Origin of the sequence: Siccirubricoccus phaeus (genome assembly GCF_008360935.1) — a bacterium.
In the GTDB taxonomy this organism is placed as follows: Bacteria; Pseudomonadota; Alphaproteobacteria; order Acetobacterales; family Acetobacteraceae; genus Siccirubricoccus; species Siccirubricoccus phaeus.
The window spans coordinates 202509-222137 of sequence record NZ_SRXO01000008.1; the positions used below are offsets into that span (position 1 = coordinate 202509).

Below are 19629 nucleotides of genomic sequence, written 5' to 3' on the forward strand. Positions count from 1 at the left end.
GGAGGACCGCCAGGATGTTCCAAGGATCGATGGTCGCGCTGATCACGCCGATGCGCCAGGACGGGTCCGTGGACGAGAAAGCCTTCCAGGACCTGGTCGAGTGGCAGATTGCCGAAGGTACCGAGGGGCTGATCCCCGTCGGCACCACCGGCGAAAGCCCGACCCTGTCCCATGCCGAGCACAAGCGGGTGGTGGAGCTCTGCGTCGAGGCCGCGAAGGGCCGCGTGCCGGTCATCGCCGGCGCCGGTAGCAACAGCACGGAGGAGGCGATCGACTTCGCCCGCCATGCGAAGAAGGCCGGCGCCGACGCCACGCTGGTGGTGACGCCCTACTACAACAAGCCGACGCAGGAAGGGATGTTCCTGCACTTCCAGGCCATCGCCGAGGCGGTGGACCTCCCGATGTTCATCTACAACATCCCGCCGCGCAGCGTGGTGGACATGTCCGTGGAGACCATGGCGCGGCTGGCGAAGCACAAGAACATCGTGGGCGTGAAGGACGCGACGGCGAACCTAACGCGGCCGCTGCACACCAAGCGGGCCTGCGGCGAGGATTTCATCCAGCTTTCCGGCGAGGACCACACCGCGCTGGCCTTCAACGCCGCGGGCGGGGTGGGCTGCATCAGCGTGACGGCCAATGTGGCGCCGCGGCTCTGCGCCGAGATGCAGAAGGCCTGGCGCGAAGGCAGGCTGGGCGAGGCGATGGCGATTCAGGAGCGGCTGGTGCCGCTGCATGACAGCCTCTTCGCCGAGACCTCCCCGGCGCCGGTGAAGTACGCCGCCAGCCTGCTGGGCAAGGGGACCGACAAGTGCCGCCTGCCGCTCGCCCCGGTCTCCGAGCCGGTGCGCAAGCGGGTGCGGGAGGCGATGGTCTCCGCCGGCCTGCTGAACTGAAGGATTAGACGTCGCCCGTCATGGCGCAGCCGCGCAAGAAGGAGATGATCAGCCACGGCGTGGCCTCCACCAACCGCCGCGCCCGCTACGACTACAAGATCGGCGAGACCATCGAGGCCGGGCTGATCCTGGTGGGGCCGGAGGTGAAATCCCTGCGCGCCGGGCGGGCTACCTTGTCCGAGGCCTGGGCCGGGGAGCGGGATGGCGAGCTGTGGCTGTTCAACTGCACCATCCCGGAATGGCAGGCCGGCAGCAAGGTGGCGCATTTCGAGCCGCGCCGGCCGCGCAAGCTGCTGCTGCACCGGAAGCAGGTCCGGGAGCTGATCGGCAGCATCACCCGCGAGGGGACGACGCTGGTGCCGATGCAGATCCACTTCAACGACAAGGGCCGGGCGAAAGTGCTGCTGGGCCTGGCTGAGGGCAAGAAGAAGCACGACAAGCGCGCGGCGATCGCGGAGCGGGATTGGCAGCGGGACAAGGCGCGGTTGATGCGGCAGAGGGGGTGATTGGGGGCGCGGCCCCCGGCAGGGGGCTCTGCCCCCTGCACCCCCGTCGGGGACCGGACCGGTCCCCGGACCCCGGTGTGAGTTTCAGACCCGGGGGTTGAGCCGCAAACCCATGGCTTCCAAAGGCCCTTCGGCCTTTGGCGGGGAGAGTTTGAGAGGGGCGCGGCACTGCCGCGGCGCCCCTCTCAAATCAGCCCCTTCACCCGCAGCAACCCGAAGGCCGCCACCGTCGTCGCGTCGCGGATCGTCCCATCCCGGAGCATCGCCTCGAATTCCGCCAGGGCGAAATCCCGCGTGATCAGCCCCTGCTCCTCGCTTTCCAGCGCTGCCGGCCCGGGGCTGAGGCCGGTGGCGAGCACGATGCTGTAGGCCTGGGTGCAGAAGCCGGCGGCCAGCAGCAGGGAGCCTGCCTCCACCAGCCGCGCCGCCTGCAACCCGGTTTCCTCCAGCAGCTCCCGCCGGGCGCAGGCGACCAGGTCGGCGTCGCCCGGGTCGCTCATCCCCTGCGGGAATTCCCAGGCGCGGGTGCCGATGGGGTAGCGGTACTGCTCGACCAAATGGATGCGGCCCGCCTCCACCGGCACCACCACGGCGAAATCCGCCTTCTCCACCACGCTGTAGAGGCCGGGGCTGCCATCCGCCCGGCGGATCCTGTCCTCCCGCAGCCGGAGCCAGGGATTTTCATAGATCAGGCGGGATTCGACGGTGGTGATCTCGGCGGGCATCCGGCAATGCTTCCCTGTTCCTGCGCGCCCTTGCATATGCCGCCGCGCATGACACGTAACGGGGACGGAGGAGGTTCCGATGGCCGAGGATGACAGCGTCCCCCCGAACAATGTCCCCTTGGCCGGGAAGCTGCGGCAGAAGCTGGTCGAGAGCAAGGAGGCCTGGGCGCGCGAGGGCCGCCTGCTGACCGGCCAGCACGGCGACCCCATGCGGGACCGGCTGCCCCCCGGCCAGACCCTGGTGAAGGATTGGCCGGTGCTCGACCTCGGCGTGCAGCCGGATGTGGCGCCGGATCGCTGGCGCCTCAGGGTGGAAGGGCTGGTACAGGCGCCGGTGCGTCTGACCCTGCCGGAATTCATGGCCCTGCCACAGACGGACCTCACCAACGACATCCACTGCGTCACCCAATGGAGCCGGTACGACAATCGCTGGCAGGGTGTGCTGGCGCGCGACCTCATCGCCATGTCCCGGCCCAAGGACGAGGCGCGCTTCGTCTCCTTCACGTCCTATGACGGCTACACCACCAATGTGCCGCTGGAAGAATTCACCCGCGACGAGGTGCTGTTGGCGCATAGCTGGGAAGGCAGGCCGCTCACCCGCCAGCATGGCGGGCCGGTGCGTGTGGTGATCCCCCGCCTGTATTTCTGGAAGAGCCCGAAATGGGTGACCCGGATCGAACTGCTGCGCGACGACCGGCCCGGCTTCTGGGAGGTGCGCGGCTATCATAATTTCGGCGATCCTTGGCAGGAGCAGCGCTATGGCTAGCTGGACGCGGCGCGCGGCGCTGGCGATGGGGGGCATGCTGATGGCGGGCGAGGCGCTGGCGGAGGACGCCTTCGGCTTCCGGCTGGAGGCGATCGAAGGCGGGCCGCTCGATCTCGGCCAATGGCGCGGCAGGCCGATGCTGGTGGTGAACACCGCCAGCTTCTGCGGCTTCACCCCGCAATATGCCGGGCTGCAGAAGCTGTACGAGACCTACCGCCCGCGTGGCCTGGTGGTGCTCGGCGTCCCCTCCCAGGATTTCAACCAGGAGAGCGCCGACAACGCGACGGTCAAGGCCTTCTGCGACGCCACCTACCAGGTGGAATTCCCGATGACCGGGCTGATGCATGTGCGCGGGCCGGAAACCCACCCCTTCTTCCGCTTCCTGTCCGACCGTGGGGGCGGGCCGCCGCGCTGGAATTTCCACAAATACCTGGTGGCGCGGGATGGCCGCACCGTGCACGGCTTCCGCAGCCAGGTGGGGCCGGACACGCCCGCCCTGGTCCAGGCCATCGAGACGGCGCTGGCAGCGGCCGCGAGCTGAGCCCTCCCGCGATCATGTCCGTGAAATGCGGGCGTGATTTTTCCCAATGTGAAAATTCTGCCTTGCCATTTCGGTAGGCAGCGGTGAAAATTCGGGCATGGCAAGCCCGGGACCCAAAGGCCGGCTGCGGCTGCAAGGCATCACCAAATCCTTCGGCCGGCTGCGCGCGGTGGATGGCGTGGACCTCGCGGTCGAGGCTGGCGAATTCCTCGCCTTTCTCGGCCCCAGCGGCTGCGGCAAGACCACCCTGTTGCGCATCGTCGCGGGGTTCGAGCGCGAGGATGCCGGCACTGTCGCGCTGGATGGTGTGACGCTCGGCGGCTTGCCGCCGAACCGGCGGGATGTCGGGCTGGTGTTCCAGAATCTGGCGCTCTTCCCGCATCTCAGCGTTGGCGAGAACATCGCTTTCGGCCTCGCGCTCCGCGGCCATGGCAAGGGCGACATCGCGCGGGAGGTGGAGCGGGCCCTGGCGCTGGTGGAGCTCGGCGGCTTTGCCGAGCGCCGGATCCAGCAGCTTTCCGGCGGCCAGCGGCAGCGCGTGGCGCTGGCCCGCGCTTTGGTGCTGCAACCCGCCGTGCTGCTGCTGGATGAGCCGCTTTCCGCGCTGGACCTGAAGCTGCGCCGGCAATTGCAGCAGGAGCTGAAGGCGCTGCAGCGCCGCACCGGCACCACCTTCATCTTCGTCACGCATGACCAGGAGGAAGCGCTCTCCATGGCCGACCGCGTGGCGGTGTTCAACCACGGCCGGCTGGAGCAATGCGGCGCGCCGCGGGAGCTCTACCGCCAGCCGGCCACGCGCTTCGTCGCCGACTTCGTGGGGGAGGCGAATATCCGCGACGCGGCCCAGCTCGCCCCCTTCGGCATCGCGCCGCCGGCAGCACAGCTTCTGGTGATCCGGCCGGAGGATTGCGCCATCGGCGCCGCGGCGGAGGCGCTGCCGGTCTGCCGCGACGGGGTGGTGGAGACGATCGACTATATCGGTCCGCATGCGCGGCTGCGCATTGGCGTGGCGGGCGTGGCGGAGCCCTGGCTGGCGCTCTGCCATGGCGCGGCGGCGGAGGGGCTGGCGCCGGGCGTCGCCACCAAATTGGGCTTCGATCCTGCCCGCGCCGCCAGCGTGCCGGCAGCGGCATGAGCGGCGGGCGGCTGCTGCTCCTCGCGCCCATGGCGGCGCTGCTGGCCGCCTTCCTGCTGGCCATCGGCGGGCTGATCTGGGGCTCCCTGGTCCGCGGCGGGCTGGGCTTCTATGCGGAGCTGCTGACTGACCCCATCGTGCTGCGCGTGCTGTGGCGCACGGTGTGGATCGCCGCGGCGACGACCCTGCTCTGCGTGCTGCTCGGCTATCCGCTGGCGCTGTTCCTGGCGCGCAGCCGGCATCGGAATCTGTGGCTGATCCTGGTGATCTCGCCCTGGCTGGTCTCTATCGTGGTGCGCACCTTCGGCTGGATGGTGCTGCTGGGGAATCGCGGCGTGCTGAACACCACGCTGCGCGACCTTGGCCTGATCGACGCGCCGATCCGCCTGCTCTTCACCCCGACCGCGGTGCTGATCGGGTTGACCCATGTCTTCCTGCCCTTCCTCGTCATCGCCGTGCTCTCCTCCCTGCTGCAGCAGGACCGGAGGCTGGAGGAGGCGGGGCGCATCCTGGGCGGTACGCGCTGGCAGGTGTTCCGCCGCGTCACCCTGCCGCTCTCCCTGCCGGGCGTGATCGGCGGCGCCTCCCTGGCGCTGCTGATGGCGACGGGGGCCATCGTCACGCCGCTGCTGCTGGGCGGGCTGCGGGACCGGATGCTGGGCACCCAGATCTACACGGAGATCTTCCAGGTCTTCAATTTCGAGCGGGCCACGGCCATGGCGGTGATCCTGCTGGTGGTGGCGCTGCTGCTGGTGGCGCCGCTGCGCCTGCTGGAAGCCCGCATCCGCCGGGCGCAGGAGGCGGCGTGATGGGCCTGTCCCCCGTCACCCGCCTGATCGCCGTGCTGCTGCTGGTGCTGCTGCCGGCGCCTTTGCTCATCGTCATCGGCGCCTCCTTCTCGCCGCGTGCGGTGCTGAGCTTTCCGCCCAACGGCTTCTCCTGGCGCTGGTATGCGGAATTCCTCGGCAGCGCCGCCTGGGTGACCGCCTTTGGCCGCAGCGCGCTGATCGCCGTGCTGGCGGCAGTGCTGACGACGCTCATCTCGCTGGCCGCTGCCCTGGCGCTGGACCGCGCCCCGGCGCGGCTGCGCGGCGCGGTGGAGACGGCGATCCTGGCGCCGCTGCTCTTCCCCCATGCCGCCATCGGCATCGCCTTCCTCGGCTGGCTGGCGCTGCTGCATCTGAATGGCGGCTTCGCCGGCGTGCTGCTGGCGCATCTCATCCTCTGCGCGCCCTTCGCCTACCGGCCCATCGCGGTCTCCCTGCGGCAGATCGACCGCTCCCTGACGGAGGCCGCCACCATCCTCGGTGCCACGCCGCCGCAAGCCGTGCGGCTGGTGGTGCTACCGCTGCTGCGGCCGGGCATCGCCGCCGCGCTGCTCTTCAGCTTCATCATCAGCTTCGACGAGGTGACGGTCACCATGTTCCTCGTCGGGCCGGAATTCACCACTCTGCCGGTCTCCATCTATGCCCATATCCATGACAGCGCAGACCCGGTGGTGGCGGCCATTTCCTCAATCCTCATCCTGCTGACGGCGCTGCTGGTGCTGCTGATCGACCGGCTGGTGGGGCTGCGCATCTTCATCGACATCGAGGAGGAGGGCCGCCACGCCCCCGCCTGACCCCCGGGAAGGAGAGTGCCCATGACCCTGTTCCGCAGATCGGTGCTGGCCGGCGCCGCCACGCTGCTGCCGGCGCCCCTGCTGCTGCGCGCGGCCCGCGCGGCGGATGGCAAGGTGGTGATGGCAAGCTGGGGCGGCGGCGGCGCCCGCATGTGGCGGGAGGTCTTCGCCGTGCCCTTTCAGAAGGAAAGCGGCGTCGAGACCAGCGTGGTGGAGGTACCGGACCCCGCCGCGGCGGTGGCGGCGGCGCAGGGGCGGCCGCAGCACAACGCCATCGTCGCCGCCTCCTACCAGGCGGCGAACCTGGCGCGGCGCGGCTTGATCGAGGAATTCGACGAGGCCGACCTGCCCGCCATCCAGCACATCCCGGAGCAGTACCGCATCCGCAACACGGCGGGAAAGCTGCTGGGGATGCCGATCTACTTCATCTACTACGGCATCGCCTTCAACAGCACCCTCGCCCGCGCTGCGGACTTTGCGAGCTGGCACGCGCTGAAGGACCGCAAATGGCGCGACCAGCTCTCCATCACAAGGCCGCTCTTCCTCGGCCCCTATGACCTCACGCTCTACGCCAAGCTGAATGGTGGCGACGAGGCCAATATCCAGCCCGGCGTGCCGATGCTGGAAGCGGTCGCGAAGAACGCCATCAGCGTCTACACCTCCATGGCCTCGCTGCAGCAGCAGCTCTCGCGCGGGGAGGTGACGGCGGCGCCCTTCTATTCCGGCCAGATCCAGATGCTACGGCGTGAGGGCCAGAAGGAGGTGAACATCACCCTGCCGCGCGAGGGCGGGCTGGTGCTCTCCTACATCCTCTCTGTCCCGAAGGGGGCGCAGGACAAGGCGGCGGCGCTGCGCTACCTGAATGCCTGCATCGCGCCGGAGAAGCAGGTGGGTGCGGCGCAGAGCGGCTACCTGCCGCTGGCGGCGAATGCCTCCCTGCCTGCGGCGCTCGAGGCCGAGCTGGGCATGACCATGGCCGAGGTGCGGGAGAAGAATTGGTCGCCCAATTGGTACACCATCGCCGCGGATCTGGAGCAGCGGATCCGGTTGACGGAGCAGATCATCGACCGGGCGCGCTGACTCCAGGAGGGGCTTTGCCCCTCCCGGACCCACCCCACCAAAGGCCGAAAGGCCTTTGGAAACCCTGAGTCTTGGACCCGTCGGTCGAGATGCAAACCTCAAGGGTTCCAATGGGGTTTGGGGGAGGGCAGAGCCCTCCCTCAACAGCCCGTCACCCGACCGGCGCGGTATTCACCCACAGCACGCGCGTCACCATGGCGGAGGCGTTGGAGAAGCGATGCGGCCGGTCGCTGCGGAAACGGAAGCTGTCGCCCTCCTGCAGCAGATGATCCGTCGTCTCCACCGTCAGCAGCAGCCGGCCTTGCAGCACCAGCCCGGCCTCCTCGCCGGCATGGCTGTACAGCTCCTCCCCGGTGCGGCCGGCGGGCTCGATGGTGATGAGGTAGAGGCGCAGCGCGGCGTCGCCATGCGGCGTCAGCAATTGCTTGGTGATGCCCTCATGGAAGGCCACCTCCTGCCGCTGCGCCGGGCGGGTCACCAGCCCCTCGCCCTGCGGCGGCGTGCCGCCGGCGCCCTCGAACAGCATGCCGAGATCCGCCTCCAGCGCCGCCGCCACCCGGATCAGGTCGCGCAGCGAGGGCGAGGACAGGCCGCGCTCGATCTGGCTGAGGAAGCCGACCGAAAGCTCCGCCCGCTGCGCCACCTGTTGCAGGGAGAGTTCCCGGTGACGGCGGAGCTGGCGCACACGCTCGCCCACCGTGGCGTCGATCGGGTTGATGGCGCTTCTTGCCGGTGATTCCATGGGCGTGAATGTCCTCCGAATTATTCATATCAGTGAAATTCAGCCTTGAACAACCGCCGATCCCGTGACCCACTGCCGCAGCCAGCGAGGAGCACGATGCCGATGCGGGACGAGAGCGAAATCCACCCCGATATGAAGCCGCTGCTCGCCGCCCGCGTGCTGATGGCGCCGGCGAAGACGCCCGCGGAAAAGCGCGCCAATTGGACGCGCTACACCAACGCCATCGCCATCCCGCGGCCTGCCCATATCCGCACCGAGGATCGCCACATCCCGACGCCCGCCTACGAGGTGCCGGTGCGCCTCTACCGCCACGCGGAGCAGGCGGCGGGTGCGCCGGTGGTGGTCTATCTGCATGGCGGCGGCTTCATGCTCGGGGATCTGGACTCCTCGGACAGCAATGCCTGGGGCCTCTGCGACCAGGCGGGCACGGTGGTCGTCAGCGTCGATTACCGCCTGACGCCGGAGCACCCCTATCCGGCGGCCTTCGAGGATTGCTATGGCGTGCTCACCTGGCTCGCCGCGCACGGCGCCGAGATCGGCGTCGATGGCAGCCGCATTGCGCTCTGCGGCGACAGCGCCGGCGGCAGCCTGGGCGCCGCCTGCTGCCTCGCGGCGCGGGATCGTGGCGGGCCGGCCGTCGCGGCGCAGGCGCTGGTCTATCCGACCCTCGGTGCCGACCCCATCCTGCCCTCCTATGTCGAGAGCAAGGATGGGCCGTCGCTGACTACCGAGGGCATGATCTATTACAACGACATCTACTTCTCCGGCTTCCGCTACGCCGCCGACCCCTATGCCGCGCCGCTGAAGGCGCCGGATCTCGCCGGCCTGCCGCCCGCCTTCATCCACACCGCGGAATTCGACCCGATCCGCGACGATGGCCGCGCCTTCGCCTCGCGCTTGGCCGCGGCGGGCGTCTGGGTCACCTATCGGGAGGCGCGCCGCATGCTGCATGGCTTCCTGCGCATGCGGGAGGCCGGCGCCCAGGCGCGTGCGGAGTTCGCCGCGCTCTGCGCCTTCCTCCGGTACCACCTGGAGCCGGTGGCATGAAGGTCGGGGTGGAGATCGGCGGCACCTTCACCGATCTGGTTTGTATCGAAGAGAGCGGCATCCGCCTGACCAAGGTGCCGAGCACGCCGCGCCAGCCCGATCGTGGCGTGTTCCATGCGCTGGAAGCCGCGGCGATTCCGCTGGACGCGATGGCCGATCTCGCCCATGGCTCCACCGTCGCCACCAATGCGGTGCTGGAGCGCAAGGGTGCCCGCCTCGCTTTGCTGGTGACGGAAGGCTTCCGCGACGTCTTGCAGCTCCGCCGGCAGGACCGCGAGCAGCTCTTCGACATCTTCTACCGCAAGCCGGACCCGCTGGTGCCGCGCTATGACACGCTGGAAGTGCCGGAGCGCGTCGTCAGCGATGGCGGCGTGGTGCGGGCGCTGGACATGGCGGCGTTCGGCCCGGTGCTCGACCGCTTCCTCGCGGAAGGCGGGCACGGGGCGGTCGCCATCTGCCTGCTGAACGCCTTCGCCAACCCGGCGCATGAGCGCGCTGTCGCCGAATGGCTGGCGGCGCATCGGCCCGGCCTGCCGGTCACCTGCTCCGTCGATGTCACCCGCGAATTCCGCGAATACGAGCGCACCAGCACCACGACGCTCGCCGCCTATGTGCAGCCGGTGCTGGACGCCTATCTTAGCCGCATCGAGGAGCGGCTGGCGCAGGGCGGCTTCGCCGGCCGCTTCTCCATCATGCAGTCCAATGGCGGTCGGGTGCCGGCCACCGCCATCCGCCGCAACGCCGTCAGCGCGCTGCTCTCCGGGCCGGCGGCGGGCGTCACCGGCGCCATCCGCCAGGCCTCGCTCTCCGGCCACCGCGACATCATCACCCTCGATATCGGCGGCACCTCCGCCGATGTCTGCCTGGTGCAGGACGGCCGGCCGGAGCTGACGCGGGAAGCGCGGGTGGACACGCTGCCGGTGCTGATGCCGATGGTGGACATCACCACCATCGGTGCCGGCGGCGGCTCCCTCGTCTGGGTGGATGATGGCGGGCTGCTCCGCGTCGGCCCGCGCAGCGCCGGCGCCGATCCCGGCCCCGCCTGCTATGGCCGCGGCGGCACCCAGCCGACCCTGACCGACGCGCATGTCATCTGCGGCCGCCTGCCGGCGGATGCCCGCCTCGCCGGCTCGATGAAGCTGGACGCCGCAGCGGCGCGGGCGGCGTTCGCGCCGCTGGCGGCGCAGCTCGGCCTCAGCGTGGAGGCGCTGGCCGACAGCGCCATCCAGATCGCGGTGGCGAACATCGTCTCCGCCATCCGGCTGGTCAGCACCAGCCGCGGCCGCGACCCGCGTGACTATGCGTTGGTGCCCTTCGGCGGCGCCGGACCGTTGCACGCGGCGGCGGTGGCGGAGGCGCTGGCGATCGGCACGGTGGTGGTGCCGCCCAATGCCGGCGTGATTTCCGCCTATGGGCTGCTCGCCGCCGATTACAGCCTCTATGACAGCCTGACGCGCCGCACCCGGCTCGACGCCGATGCGCCGGCCGCGGTGCGCGGCGTGCTGGCGGAGATGCTGGGCGGCTTGCAGGCCCGCGCCGACGCCATTGGCCTCGGCGAGGCGCGACGCGCCGAGGCGGTGCTGGAAATGCGCTATGTTGGCCAGGCCTTCGAGATTCCCGTGCCGCTCGACCTCGCCGCGCTGGAAGGCCTGACCACCGAATCGCTGTTGGATGCCTTCGCCGTGGAGCATCGCCGCATCTACCGCCTGGGCGCCGCGGGGCAGGCGCGGCCGGTGGAGATCGTCTCCTACCGCGTCGGCCTGCATGTGCCGCATGGCAGCGTGCCGAGCCTGGCCGAGATCGCCGGCCCACCGCTGACCGTGCCGGACCGCGCGACCACCATCTTCGATGGTGGCCGGGCACGGGCGGCACGGCGCATGGGCCGCGCCGCGATCGGCGCCGTGCCGGTCGCCGGGCCGCTCACCCTCGATGACCTGACGGCGGCAGTCTATGTGCCGGAGGGCTGGACGGCCGCCACCGATCCCAGCGGCAACCTCATCCTGCGGAGGGGCGCATGAGCGACGAGACGCGGCTCAACCCCGTCGACCAGGCGGTGATCAGCCAGGCGCTGCTCTCCGCGGCGCGGGAGATGGGCATCAAGCTCTACCGCTCCGCCTATTCCTCCGTCGTGCGCGACGGCAAGGACGCCTCCACCGGCATCCTCGACGCCGAGGGCAATGCGGTGGCGCAGAGCGACGAGCTGATCCCGATGCTGGTCGGCTCCCTCTCCATCACGTTTCGCAGTTGCGCCGCCCTCTACCCGGTGGCGACGCTGAAGGAGGGCGATTTCTATATCTGCAACCACCCCTATCACGGGGCGCATCACCTGCAGGACATATTGATCTTCGTCCCCATCTTCTACCGGGGCGAGATCATCGGCTTCAGCGCCGCCGTCGCGCATCATCTGGATATCGGCGGCGGCGCGCCGGGCCTCAATTCCTCGGCGACGGATTTCTACCAGGAAGGGCTGGTCATCCCGCCCAGCAAGTACAACCTCGCCGCCGATTGGGAGAATGAGGGCCCGCTGCGCCGCTTCATCGGCGCCAATATCCGGGTGCCGGAGCAGACCCTCGGCGATATCGATTCCCAGCTCGCCGCCTGCGCCGTCGGCGCCGCCCGCGTGACGGAGATGTGCGACAAGTACTCCGCTGCCACGGTGCGCCGCGCCATGGCGGAGATGATCGCCTATACGGAACGCCGGGTCCGCGCCGCCATCGCCGCCATCCCGGACGGCACCTATCACGGCGAGGATGCCGTCGATGATGACGGGCTGAGCGACGCGCCGCTGCCGATCCGGGTCGCCGTGACCGTCCAGGGCGACAGGATGGACGTGGACTTCACCGGCACCTGTCCGCAGGTGAAGACGCATCTGAACGCACCCTTCGCCTCCACCGTCTCCGCGACGCTGGCCTGCGTCAAGGCAGTGCTGACCGGCGGCGACGTGCCCTTCAACGAAGGGGCCAGCCGCGCCGTCACCATCACCGCGCCCAAGGGCAGCCTGCTGAATCCCAACCCGCCGGCGCCGGTGCGGGCGCGCATGGAGGCCAGCTTCCGCGCCTATGACGTGATGCTGAAGGCGCTGGGCCAGGCCATGCCCCAGCACGCCGTGGCGCCGGGCTATGACTGCACCACCGGCTTCTGCCTCAGCCACCTGAAAGATGGCCGCTATCGCGTCTTCATCGAGTTGCGCGACGGCGGCTATGGCGCCTCTCCGCGCCAGGATGGCTGCGATGCGGTGGCCGGGCCACTCTCCAACTGCACCAATACGCCAGTGGAGCAGATCGACGCGGATTACGATTTCTTCCGCATCGAGACCTATGCACTGCGGCCGGACAGTGGCGGACGCGGGCAGTATCGCGGCGGGCTCGGCTCGGTGCGCGCCTATCGCATCCTGGACGATGGGGTGCGGCTGGCGATCTATGCCGACCGCTTCCGCATCCCGGCCGCCGGCATGGCAGGCGGCGAGGCCGGGGCCTGCGGAAGCTGCCTCATCCAGCGCGGCAACGAGACCATCGCCGTGCGCTCCAAGGATGATGTGGCGCTGCGGAAGGGCGACCTCATCCTGCTCGCCTCCGGCGGTGGCGGCGGCTACGGCCCGCCGGAACGCCGGGATCCGGCAGATCTCGCGCGCGACCGGCAGCTCGGGCTGATGCGCGGCTAGAGCGTGATCGGTTGAGGTCGAATCGACCGAAACCGTGAATCACGCGACCGAACAATGAGCTAGAGCGGGGTGGGTCAGCTCAGCTCAACCGATCCCGCTCCAGTGTCATGCCCGCGAAACTCGCCGAACTCCGGCGGAATTCGCGGACAGGCAGGCCGCCGCTGAAGACGCAGGCCAGTGCCCGAGAACGAAGTCCGCAGGACTTTGGAGGAGGACGCTAGAGCAGATCGCCGGAGGGCGGCATCGCCCGGAGGCGTGAATCTGCTCTACAATCCATAAGCTAGAGCGGCTTCGCGCTGCACAGTCAGCGTGAAACCGCTCTAGCGGCGGCATCGGCAGGTGCGGCCGGCGGCCATGGCCGCCCGACCCTGGAGCTTTTCGGGGAACCGTCCCGCGCGGGCGCCGTTGCGCCCAGGCACAGCAACAAGGACGGATCGATGCCAAGAACAATTCTAGCCGGGCTGGCGCTCGTCCTCAGCCTCGCCGCCTGCGACCAGGGCAGCAGCCGGCGCTCCAGCATCTCGGGCGGGGAGCCGATGCGGCCTTCCGCCGGCGCCCCGACCGGGCAGGCCTATACGCCCTCCACCGGCGCCGGCACGCCGACGCCGATCCAGCCCGGCGGCGCCGGCGGCGTCGGCAGCGGCAACCAGCCGGGGCTGAGCGGCACTTCCCAACGTTGATGGCCTGACCGCCGCCGCAACCCGTGCCATCCTGCACCGCGTCGCAGGAGGGGAGAGGGGATATGGGGCGGATGCAGGACAGGCTGGTCGTCGTCACGGGCGCGGCCAATGGCCTGGGCGAGGCGATCGCGCGCCGCCTGAAGGCGGAGGGCGCGCGCCTCGCCCTGTTCGACATCGACGCGGCGGGCCTCGCCAAGGTGGCGGAGGAGCTGGGCGCGCTGGCGCTGCCCGGCGACGTCACCGAGGAAGCCGTGGTGCAGCAGGGCTTCGCCCGCATCGCGGCGGAGCTCGGCGCCATCGATGTGCTGGTGAACAATGTCGGCGGCAGCCGCAATCAGAAGATCTGGGACATGTCGGTGGAGGCCTGGGACTTCACCCTGGGCCTCAATTTGCGCTCCACCTTCCTCTGTACCCGCGCCGTGCTGTCGGGGATGATGGAGCGGCGGCGCGGCGCCATCATCTGCATGTCCTCCGGCGCCAAGGAAGGCACGCCCTGGTCGGCCGAGCATAGCGGCGCCGCGGCCTATTCCACGGCGAAGGCCGGCATCCATGGCTTCATCCGCGACGTGGCGCTGGAAATGGCGCCTTACGGCATCCGCATCAACGCAGTGGCGCCGGGGCCCATTGCCACGCCGCGCACCTCCCCGCTCTTCGCCGAGATGGAGAAGACGCTGCTCCACCCGCCTTCCCGCATGGTGCCGATGGCGCGGATCGGCGAGCCGGTGGATATCGCCAATGCCGTGCTCTACCTGGCCTCCGACGAGGCAGCCTATGTCACTGGCGTCACGCTCGACGTGGCGGGCGGACGCTGATGCCGGCCGAGCTGGAGGCGCTGCGCGTGGCGGCGGCGAGCACCGCTGCGCGGCACCAGGTGATCGAAAAGGTCGCCTGGCCGGAAGGGGCGCGCATCGCGGTGAACGTCACCGCGGATTTCGACGCCATGCTGCTGCGCCGGCTGCTGGGGGAGCCGCCGATGCAGCTTGCCAAGGGGGAATTCGGCGGGCGCGTCGGCATCTGGCGGCTGCTGGAGCTGTTCGGCAGCCACGGCATCCAGGCCACCATCTTCACCCCCGGCCGGATCTGCGAGCTGTATCCCGAAGCGATGCGCGAAGCGGCCCAGGCCGGCCATGAGGTGGCGGACCATATGTGGGAACACCGCGTGCCGAAGGAGCCGGAAGTGGAGCGGGCGCATCTACGCCGCGCCTGCGACGCGCTGGAACGGCTGACCGGCCGCCGCCCGATCGGCACGCGAAGCTGGCACACCTCGGCGCTGCTGCGGGAGGAGGGCTTCCTCTACAATTCGCACGAGGTGCCCGATCACCGGCCGCACTACGTCTTCGAGCAGGACGGCACCGGCCCGCTGCTGAACCTGCCCTTCCACTACGCCATCGACGACGCCATGTTCTTCAACTTCGCCTGGCTGAACAGCGAGAATGCCGCGCAGCGCATCACCGACCCGGACCGGGTGGAGGCGATGTGGTGGGACGCCTTCCTGCAGCAATATGAGGTGGGGGGCTACCTGAATATCTGCCTGCACCCCTTCGTCTCCGGCCGCGCCCTGCGCATTGCGATGCTGGACCGGCTGTTCGCGCGGATGAAGCGGTTGCCGGGCGTGTGGTTCCCGAGCTGCGAAGCGGTGGCGCGGCATTGCCTCGCCGCCTGTCCGCCGCGCCAGTAGGGGAGGGGGAAGATGCCCTGGAAGGATCGCTACACCATCTCCGATGAGCGGAGCCTGGCGGATGCGGAGGTGAGCTGGCCGGAGGGTGCGCAGCTCTGCATGACCTTGACGGTGGATCTCTCGCCGCCCTGCGGGCCGGAAGGGATCAAGCCGGCCGATCTGACGACGCCGGATGCGCAATACGGGATGCATGGCGGGCTGGATGCGCTGCTCGGCGTGCTGGCGAAGCATGGCGTGCGCGCAACCTTCGCCGTGCCGGGCGCGATGGCGGCCATCCATGCGCCGCGGGTGAAGGCGCTGGCCGAAGCGGGGCATGAGATTGCCGCGCATGGCTGGCTGCATGAGGATGTCAGCGCGCTTTCGCCGGAGGAGGAGAAGGCGCGGCTGGACCGCACCACCGAGGCCATCACGGCGGCCTGCGGGGCGCGGCCGCTCGGCTGGTATTCCCTGGCACGGCCGGGCGACAAATTCGCCGGCGGCGCGATCAGCGGCGCGACCATGTCGCTGCTGCGGGAGGCCGGCTATGCCTATATGGGCAACGGCATGGCGGATGACGTGCCGCATTGGTGGGTGACGGATTTTGCCGCGCGCCGGGCGACGCTGGTGCTGCCCTACTACTATCACTTCGACGACCAGTTCTTCCTGCTGTTCCCCGCCAAGGGCACCGGGCTGGAGCATGCGGATGATTATTTCCGCAATTGCCGCGCGGAATTCGCCGCGCAGTACAGGCGCGGCCGGCAGTTCAGCATGGTGGTGCATCCGCATGCGATCGGCTTTCCGCATCGTTTGCGCATGCTGGATGCCTTCCTGGCGGAGGTGCGGGCCTATCCGGGCCTTTGGCTGACGACGGCGGGCGCCTGTGCCGCGCATTGGCGCGCGAAGTATCCGGCCGGGACGGCGTTGCGGCTGGAGCCCAGCATCTGGCGGGACTACGAGGACAGTCTGAGCTGACTCATGGTTTCCGAAGGCCTTCGGCCTTTGGCGTGGGGAGTTTGAGGGGAAGCAGGGCTCCCCCTCAAGCGCTCCTCCAGGCGAGCAGGTCCTTTGCCGCCGTGTCCAGGTCGAACCGCGCCTGCCACCCCGTGGCGGATTTGATGCGTTGCAGCGCCATGCCGGGCCGCCTCGGCATGTGGGTGGTGACGTTGAAGGCCTCCCCCGGCGCCGCCATGCGCCAGCGGAATTCCGGCGAGGCCTTGGCCAGGGCGCGGCAGATATCGGCAGCGTCGGTGATGGTGCCGCGGCCGATGTTGAACACGCCCTGCGCCGGGGTGGCGAGCAGGCCGGCCAGGGCTTCGGCCACGTCGCGGCTGTACACATGATCCACGGCGTTGACCGGCCCCAGCACGGCCTCGCCGTCGCACGCGAAGGCGTCCAGCGCCTGGAGGGCGGGGGAGAGGGTATCGCGCACCCCCGTCGCCCATTCCCAGGGCCCGAAGACGGAGCCGAGTCGCGCCACCGCGGCGGAGAGCCCTTCCAGCGCCGCCAGCCGCAGCACCGCCTGTTCCGCCGCCAGCTTGGTGATGCCGTAGAGCGCCAGGGGCCGCGGCCAGGTGGTCGCCTCGTCATAGGGGCCGCCATCGGCAGGCGGCTCGCCATAGACGGAGCCGGAGGAGATGTAGAGGAAGCGCCGCACCCCATGCCGCAGCGCCGCCCGCAGCACGGCGATGGCGCCGCCGACATTCACCTCGGCAATGCGCTCCGGCGCGCTGCGCTCCCGCTCGGTGCCGGCGGTGATGACCGCGGCGTGGATCACGGCGGTGACGGGCGCGGCGGCGAAGGCGGTGTCCAGCGCCGACTCCTCGCCGATATCGCCCTGCACCATGGTCAGGCGGCCGGGCCGCTCGGCGAATTCCCGCGCCGCGCGGGGCGGCAGGGGCAGGGTGTCGAAGCCCACCACCGGCTCGCCGCCGCGCGACAGCAGCGTGTCCAGCAGGTTCAGCCCGACGAAACCGGCGGCGCCGGTGACGAGAATCGCCATCTCCCCGTCAGGCCGCCCGCAGATGTTCCTGCAGCCGCGGCATCAGCTCCACCAGGTTGCAGGGGCGGAAGCGGGCATCGAGCTGATGCACCAGGATATCGTCCCAGGCATCCTTGCAGGCGCCGGTGGAGCCGGGCAGGGCGAACAGGTAGGTGCCGCCGGCGACGCCGCCCAGGGCGCGGGACTGCATGGTGGAGGTGCCGATCTTCTGGTAGCTCAGCATGCGGAACAGCTCGCCGAAGCCTTCGATCTTCTTCTCCAGCACGCGCTCGAAGGCTTCCGGCGTCACGTCCCGGCCGGTGATGCCGGTGCCGCCGGTGGTGATGCCGCAATCGACCGTCGGATCGGCGATCCAGCGGCGCAGCACCGCCTCGATGGCGTCGGCCTCGTCCTTCACGATCTCGCGGGCGACGCAGCGATGGCCGGCGGCCTCGATCCGCTCCTGCAGGGTCTGGCCGGAGCGGTCCGTGGCCAGGTCGCGCGTATCGGAAACCGTGAGGACGGCGATATTGACCGGGACGAAGGCGCGGCTCTCGTCGATGGGCATGGCGGGGCTCCCTGCGGCTCCTCCCGATAATGGGGAGCCACCGGCCCGGCGCGAAGCCCTGCTGGAGCAGGACGTATGTGCGTCCTGCTCGAGCCCCATATCTGGCCGCGTAATTCACGCTTTCCGCAGAAGACGCCTCAGGCGATCACGCGCTACCGCCGCGCCCGCCCCTGCCGCAGCATGGCCACCACCTCCTCCGGCGGGCTGAATTTCGGGAAACTGCCGGCGGCGAGCTGGTCGAGGCTCGGCGCCGGGAGGCCGAGGCGGGAGGCGTAGATCCAGCTATAGGCCAGCACCCGCTGCACGAAGCCGCGGGTCTCCTCCAGCGGCAGGCTCTCGATGAACAGGAAGGGGTCGTCCCGATGGCCTGTCGCGGGCAGCCATTTGGCGAGGTTGCCCGGGCCGGCATTATAGGCCGCCAGCAGGCGGATGAGGTTGCCCTCCACCCCCTCCATCCGCACCAGGTGGTGGACGTAGCGCTGGCCGAGCTCCAGGGAGAAGGCCGGGTCATGCAGCCGCTGGATGCTGGCGCCCTGCAGGGAGGGGTCATTGGCGACGAAGCTCGCCGTCGCCGGCATCATCTGCATGATGCCGCGCGCCCCGGCGGGGGAGATGGCATCGGGGTCGAAGCGGCTTTCCTGCAGCGCCAGGGCGTAGAGCAGCGCCGGGTCCATGCGGAACCCGCCCTGCGGCAGCAGCTTCGGCAAAGGGAAGCGGGCGAAGTCGCGCGGCCGCCCATCCTGCCCCTGGCTGGCGGCGGCAAGCTGGGAGGTGAGGCGGGTGAGCCCCGCCTGGCCGGCGACCGCCAGCATGGCGCGGGCGAGGCCGGGATTGCCGCGGGCGCGGCTCCAGAGCAGGCGCAGCTCCGCCTCGGCCCGGTCCGCCTGGCCGATCTGCAGCAGGGCGAGGGCGCGCCAGCCGCCGGCGGTTTCCGCTACCAGCGCGGCCTCGGCTTCGCCGGCCAACTCGCCTTCCCAGGCGAAGGCGGTGGCGAGGCCAAGGGAGCGGCGCGCCACCAGCCCGTAGAAGGTCCGCGGCTCCTGCGCCGCCTGCATCATCCAGGAGACGTAGAGCTGGGGCTGGCGGGCGCGGACGGCGGCGCGGGCGGTCCAGAAGGCGGCGGCGGAGCGCAGCGCCGGGGCGGCCTGGTCGCTGCGCGCCGCCCGCTCGAAATAGGGCAGGGCAAGGTCCCAATGCCCCAGCCCCCAGGCGGCGAGGCCGGCGGCGAAGGCGGCGGGGCCGTTCTCCGGCGCGGCGCGCAGGGCCTCGCTGGCGATGCGCAGCGCCTCGGCGTCCTTGCCTGATCGGAACAAGCCGCTGGCAAGCTCGGCGCGAAGCTGGGCGGCATAGGCCGGCGTCATCCCGCGGGTGCGGGCAATTAGGGAGAGGGCGGCCTCCACATTGCCCTCCCGTGCCCGGTCGCGCACGGTGCGGTCCAGCGCCGGGTTGCGCGACAGGGTGGCGGCCTGGGGCTCGCGCTCCTCCGGCGTCGCGGCATCGGGGGAGAGGGCGTCGGGCTCCGGCGGCGGGGCGGGCAGGGCGGCACCGCGGGGCAGCAGCCTGGCGAGCAGCGCATGCATCGCCGGGGCGTCGGGCAGGTCGGCATAGCTGCCCAGCCAGGCCTGGACCTCGGCGGCCTGCGGTTCCATGCCCCGGCGCTGCCAGCGATCCGCCAGCACATGGCCGAGCAGGCGGCGATCCTCCAGCCGTTCCGTCTCGCGTTCGGCGGCGGCGAGGTCGCCGCGGGACTGGAAGGCGAAGATGCGCCGCAACCGCCCTGCTTCCAGCGGGGAGAGGAGCTGCGGCAGGCCGGCCACCGCCCCCTTAGGCGGGGGGTGCGGCAGGCTGAGCGCGATCTGGCCGAGGGGGCCGGGAGAAGAAGCCCTTTGCGCCAGGGCAGGGGAGATGACCACCGCCACAAGCGCCGCGCCCCCCAGGACCCTGCGAAGCAGGGGGCGAGGGGTGCTGCGGGCCATGGGGCAGGTCGCTCGCATGGCCCGTTCCCGTTACCGGCAGGGTCACGATCTGG

The 19629-nt window shown here is 70.2% G+C and carries 20 protein-coding genes; 15 read left to right on the top strand and 5 right to left on the bottom strand.

All coding sequences use genetic code 11. The features are described from left to right. Positions 1-14: 14 nt before the first annotated feature. Together dapA and smpB are read left to right on the top strand one after the other, a co-directional pair. A complete protein-coding gene (gene dapA / locus E5N76_RS13645) occupies positions 15-893 on the top strand; it encodes a 4-hydroxy-tetrahydrodipicolinate synthase (protein WP_149537855.1) in 879 nt (292 codons plus the stop codon). A gap of 20 nt (positions 894-913) precedes the next feature. Continuing rightward, positions 914-1399 carry an SsrA-binding protein SmpB gene (gene smpB, locus E5N76_RS13650; RefSeq protein ID WP_149537856.1) on the top strand — a complete coding sequence of 162 codons (486 nt, stop codon included), beginning with the start codon at positions 914-916 and terminating at the stop codon, positions 1397-1399. Between the two features lie 185 nt (positions 1400-1584). Here the strand turns inward: smpB and E5N76_RS13655 are convergent, their stop codons facing one another. Beyond that, positions 1585-2124 carry an NUDIX domain-containing protein gene (locus tag E5N76_RS13655; protein ID WP_149537857.1) on the bottom strand — a complete coding sequence of 180 codons (540 nt, stop codon included), beginning with the start codon at positions 2122-2124 and terminating at the stop codon, positions 1585-1587. A 79-nt stretch (positions 2125-2203) separates the two neighbouring features. On the opposite strand from E5N76_RS13655, the gene E5N76_RS13660 reads away from it, so the two are divergent. The 6 genes from E5N76_RS13660 to E5N76_RS13685 all read left to right on the top strand — a co-directional run bounded on the left by E5N76_RS13660 (position 2204) and on the right by E5N76_RS13685 (position 7267). Continuing rightward, positions 2204-2890: a sulfite oxidase-like oxidoreductase gene (locus E5N76_RS13660; protein ID WP_149537858.1), complete on the top strand. Its 687-nt coding sequence runs from the start codon at positions 2204-2206 to the stop codon at positions 2888-2890. Next, positions 2883-3431, top strand: coding sequence for a glutathione peroxidase (locus tag E5N76_RS13665; protein WP_149537859.1), 549 nt, complete (start codon positions 2883-2885; stop codon positions 3429-3431). The genes E5N76_RS13660 and E5N76_RS13665 overlap by 8 nt, the downstream gene beginning before the upstream one ends. Positions 3432-3528: 97 nt before the next feature. Next, the gene (locus tag E5N76_RS13670) at positions 3529-4566 is read left to right on the top strand and encodes an ABC transporter ATP-binding protein (RefSeq protein WP_149537860.1); all 1038 of its coding nucleotides are present in this window, start codon (positions 3529-3531) and stop codon (positions 4564-4566) included. Further along, complete coding sequence (locus E5N76_RS13675; RefSeq protein ID WP_149537861.1) at positions 4563-5375, top strand: ABC transporter permease; 813 nt, start codon at positions 4563-4565, stop codon at positions 5373-5375. Before E5N76_RS13670 ends, E5N76_RS13675 begins: the two co-directional genes overlap by 4 nt. Further along, complete coding sequence (locus E5N76_RS13680) at positions 5375-6187, top strand: ABC transporter permease (protein ID WP_149537862.1); 813 nt, start codon at positions 5375-5377, stop codon at positions 6185-6187. The genes E5N76_RS13675 and E5N76_RS13680 overlap by 1 nt, the downstream gene beginning before the upstream one ends. A gap of 21 nt (positions 6188-6208) precedes the next feature. Continuing rightward, positions 6209-7267 carry an extracellular solute-binding protein gene (locus E5N76_RS13685; RefSeq protein WP_149537863.1) on the top strand — a complete coding sequence of 353 codons (1059 nt, stop codon included), beginning with the start codon at positions 6209-6211 and terminating at the stop codon, positions 7265-7267. A gap of 151 nt (positions 7268-7418) precedes the next feature. On the opposite strand, the gene E5N76_RS13690 is transcribed toward E5N76_RS13685, so the two are convergent. Further along, positions 7419-8009: a helix-turn-helix domain-containing protein gene (locus E5N76_RS13690; RefSeq protein WP_207791971.1), complete on the bottom strand. Its 591-nt coding sequence runs from the start codon at positions 8007-8009 to the stop codon at positions 7419-7421. 102 nt (positions 8010-8111) lie between these two features. Here E5N76_RS13690 and E5N76_RS13695 point away from each other — a divergent pair, with 102 nt between their 5' ends. From E5N76_RS13695 to E5N76_RS13725, 7 genes are all read left to right on the top strand, one after another. Continuing rightward, positions 8112-9056: an alpha/beta hydrolase gene (locus tag E5N76_RS13695; protein ID WP_187830153.1), complete on the top strand. Its 945-nt coding sequence runs from the start codon at positions 8112-8114 to the stop codon at positions 9054-9056. After that, the gene (locus E5N76_RS13700; RefSeq protein ID WP_149537865.1) at positions 9053-11074 is read left to right on the top strand and encodes a hydantoinase/oxoprolinase family protein; all 2022 of its coding nucleotides are present in this window, start codon (positions 9053-9055) and stop codon (positions 11072-11074) included. Before E5N76_RS13695 ends, E5N76_RS13700 begins: the two co-directional genes overlap by 4 nt. Beyond that, positions 11071-12717: a hydantoinase B/oxoprolinase family protein gene (locus E5N76_RS13705; protein WP_149537866.1), complete on the top strand. Its 1647-nt coding sequence runs from the start codon at positions 11071-11073 to the stop codon at positions 12715-12717. Before E5N76_RS13700 ends, E5N76_RS13705 begins: the two co-directional genes overlap by 4 nt. A gap of 437 nt (positions 12718-13154) precedes the next feature. Continuing rightward, the gene (locus E5N76_RS13710; protein ID WP_149537867.1) at positions 13155-13397 is read left to right on the top strand and encodes a hypothetical protein; all 243 of its coding nucleotides are present in this window, start codon (positions 13155-13157) and stop codon (positions 13395-13397) included. A gap of 71 nt (positions 13398-13468) precedes the next feature. After that, positions 13469-14209: an SDR family NAD(P)-dependent oxidoreductase gene (locus tag E5N76_RS13715; RefSeq protein WP_207791972.1), complete on the top strand. Its 741-nt coding sequence runs from the start codon at positions 13469-13471 to the stop codon at positions 14207-14209. After that, on the top strand, positions 14209-15075 hold the full coding sequence (locus tag E5N76_RS13720) for a polysaccharide deacetylase family protein (RefSeq protein WP_149537869.1): 867 nt from the start codon (positions 14209-14211) through the stop codon (positions 15073-15075). The genes E5N76_RS13715 and E5N76_RS13720 overlap by 1 nt, the downstream gene beginning before the upstream one ends. A 12-nt stretch (positions 15076-15087) precedes the next feature. Continuing rightward, positions 15088-16026, top strand: a complete 939-nt coding sequence (locus tag E5N76_RS13725; RefSeq protein ID WP_149537870.1) for a polysaccharide deacetylase family protein — start codon at positions 15088-15090, stop codon at positions 16024-16026. Positions 16027-16090: 64 nt separating this feature from the next. Here the strand turns inward: E5N76_RS13725 and E5N76_RS13730 are convergent, their stop codons facing one another. From E5N76_RS13730 to E5N76_RS13740, 3 genes are all read right to left on the bottom strand, one after another. Next, positions 16091-17053: an NAD-dependent epimerase/dehydratase family protein gene (locus E5N76_RS13730; protein WP_149537871.1), complete on the bottom strand. Its 963-nt coding sequence runs from the start codon at positions 17051-17053 to the stop codon at positions 16091-16093. 7 nt (positions 17054-17060) lie between these two features. Then, positions 17061-17600, bottom strand: coding sequence for a molybdenum cofactor biosynthesis protein B (gene moaB, locus E5N76_RS13735; RefSeq protein WP_149537872.1), 540 nt, complete (start codon positions 17598-17600; stop codon positions 17061-17063). Positions 17601-17752: 152 nt separating this feature from the next. Beyond that, positions 17753-19417: a lytic transglycosylase domain-containing protein gene (locus E5N76_RS13740; protein WP_235907701.1), complete on the bottom strand. Its 1665-nt coding sequence runs from the start codon at positions 19415-19417 to the stop codon at positions 17753-17755. Positions 19418-19629: the final 212 nt, after the last annotated feature.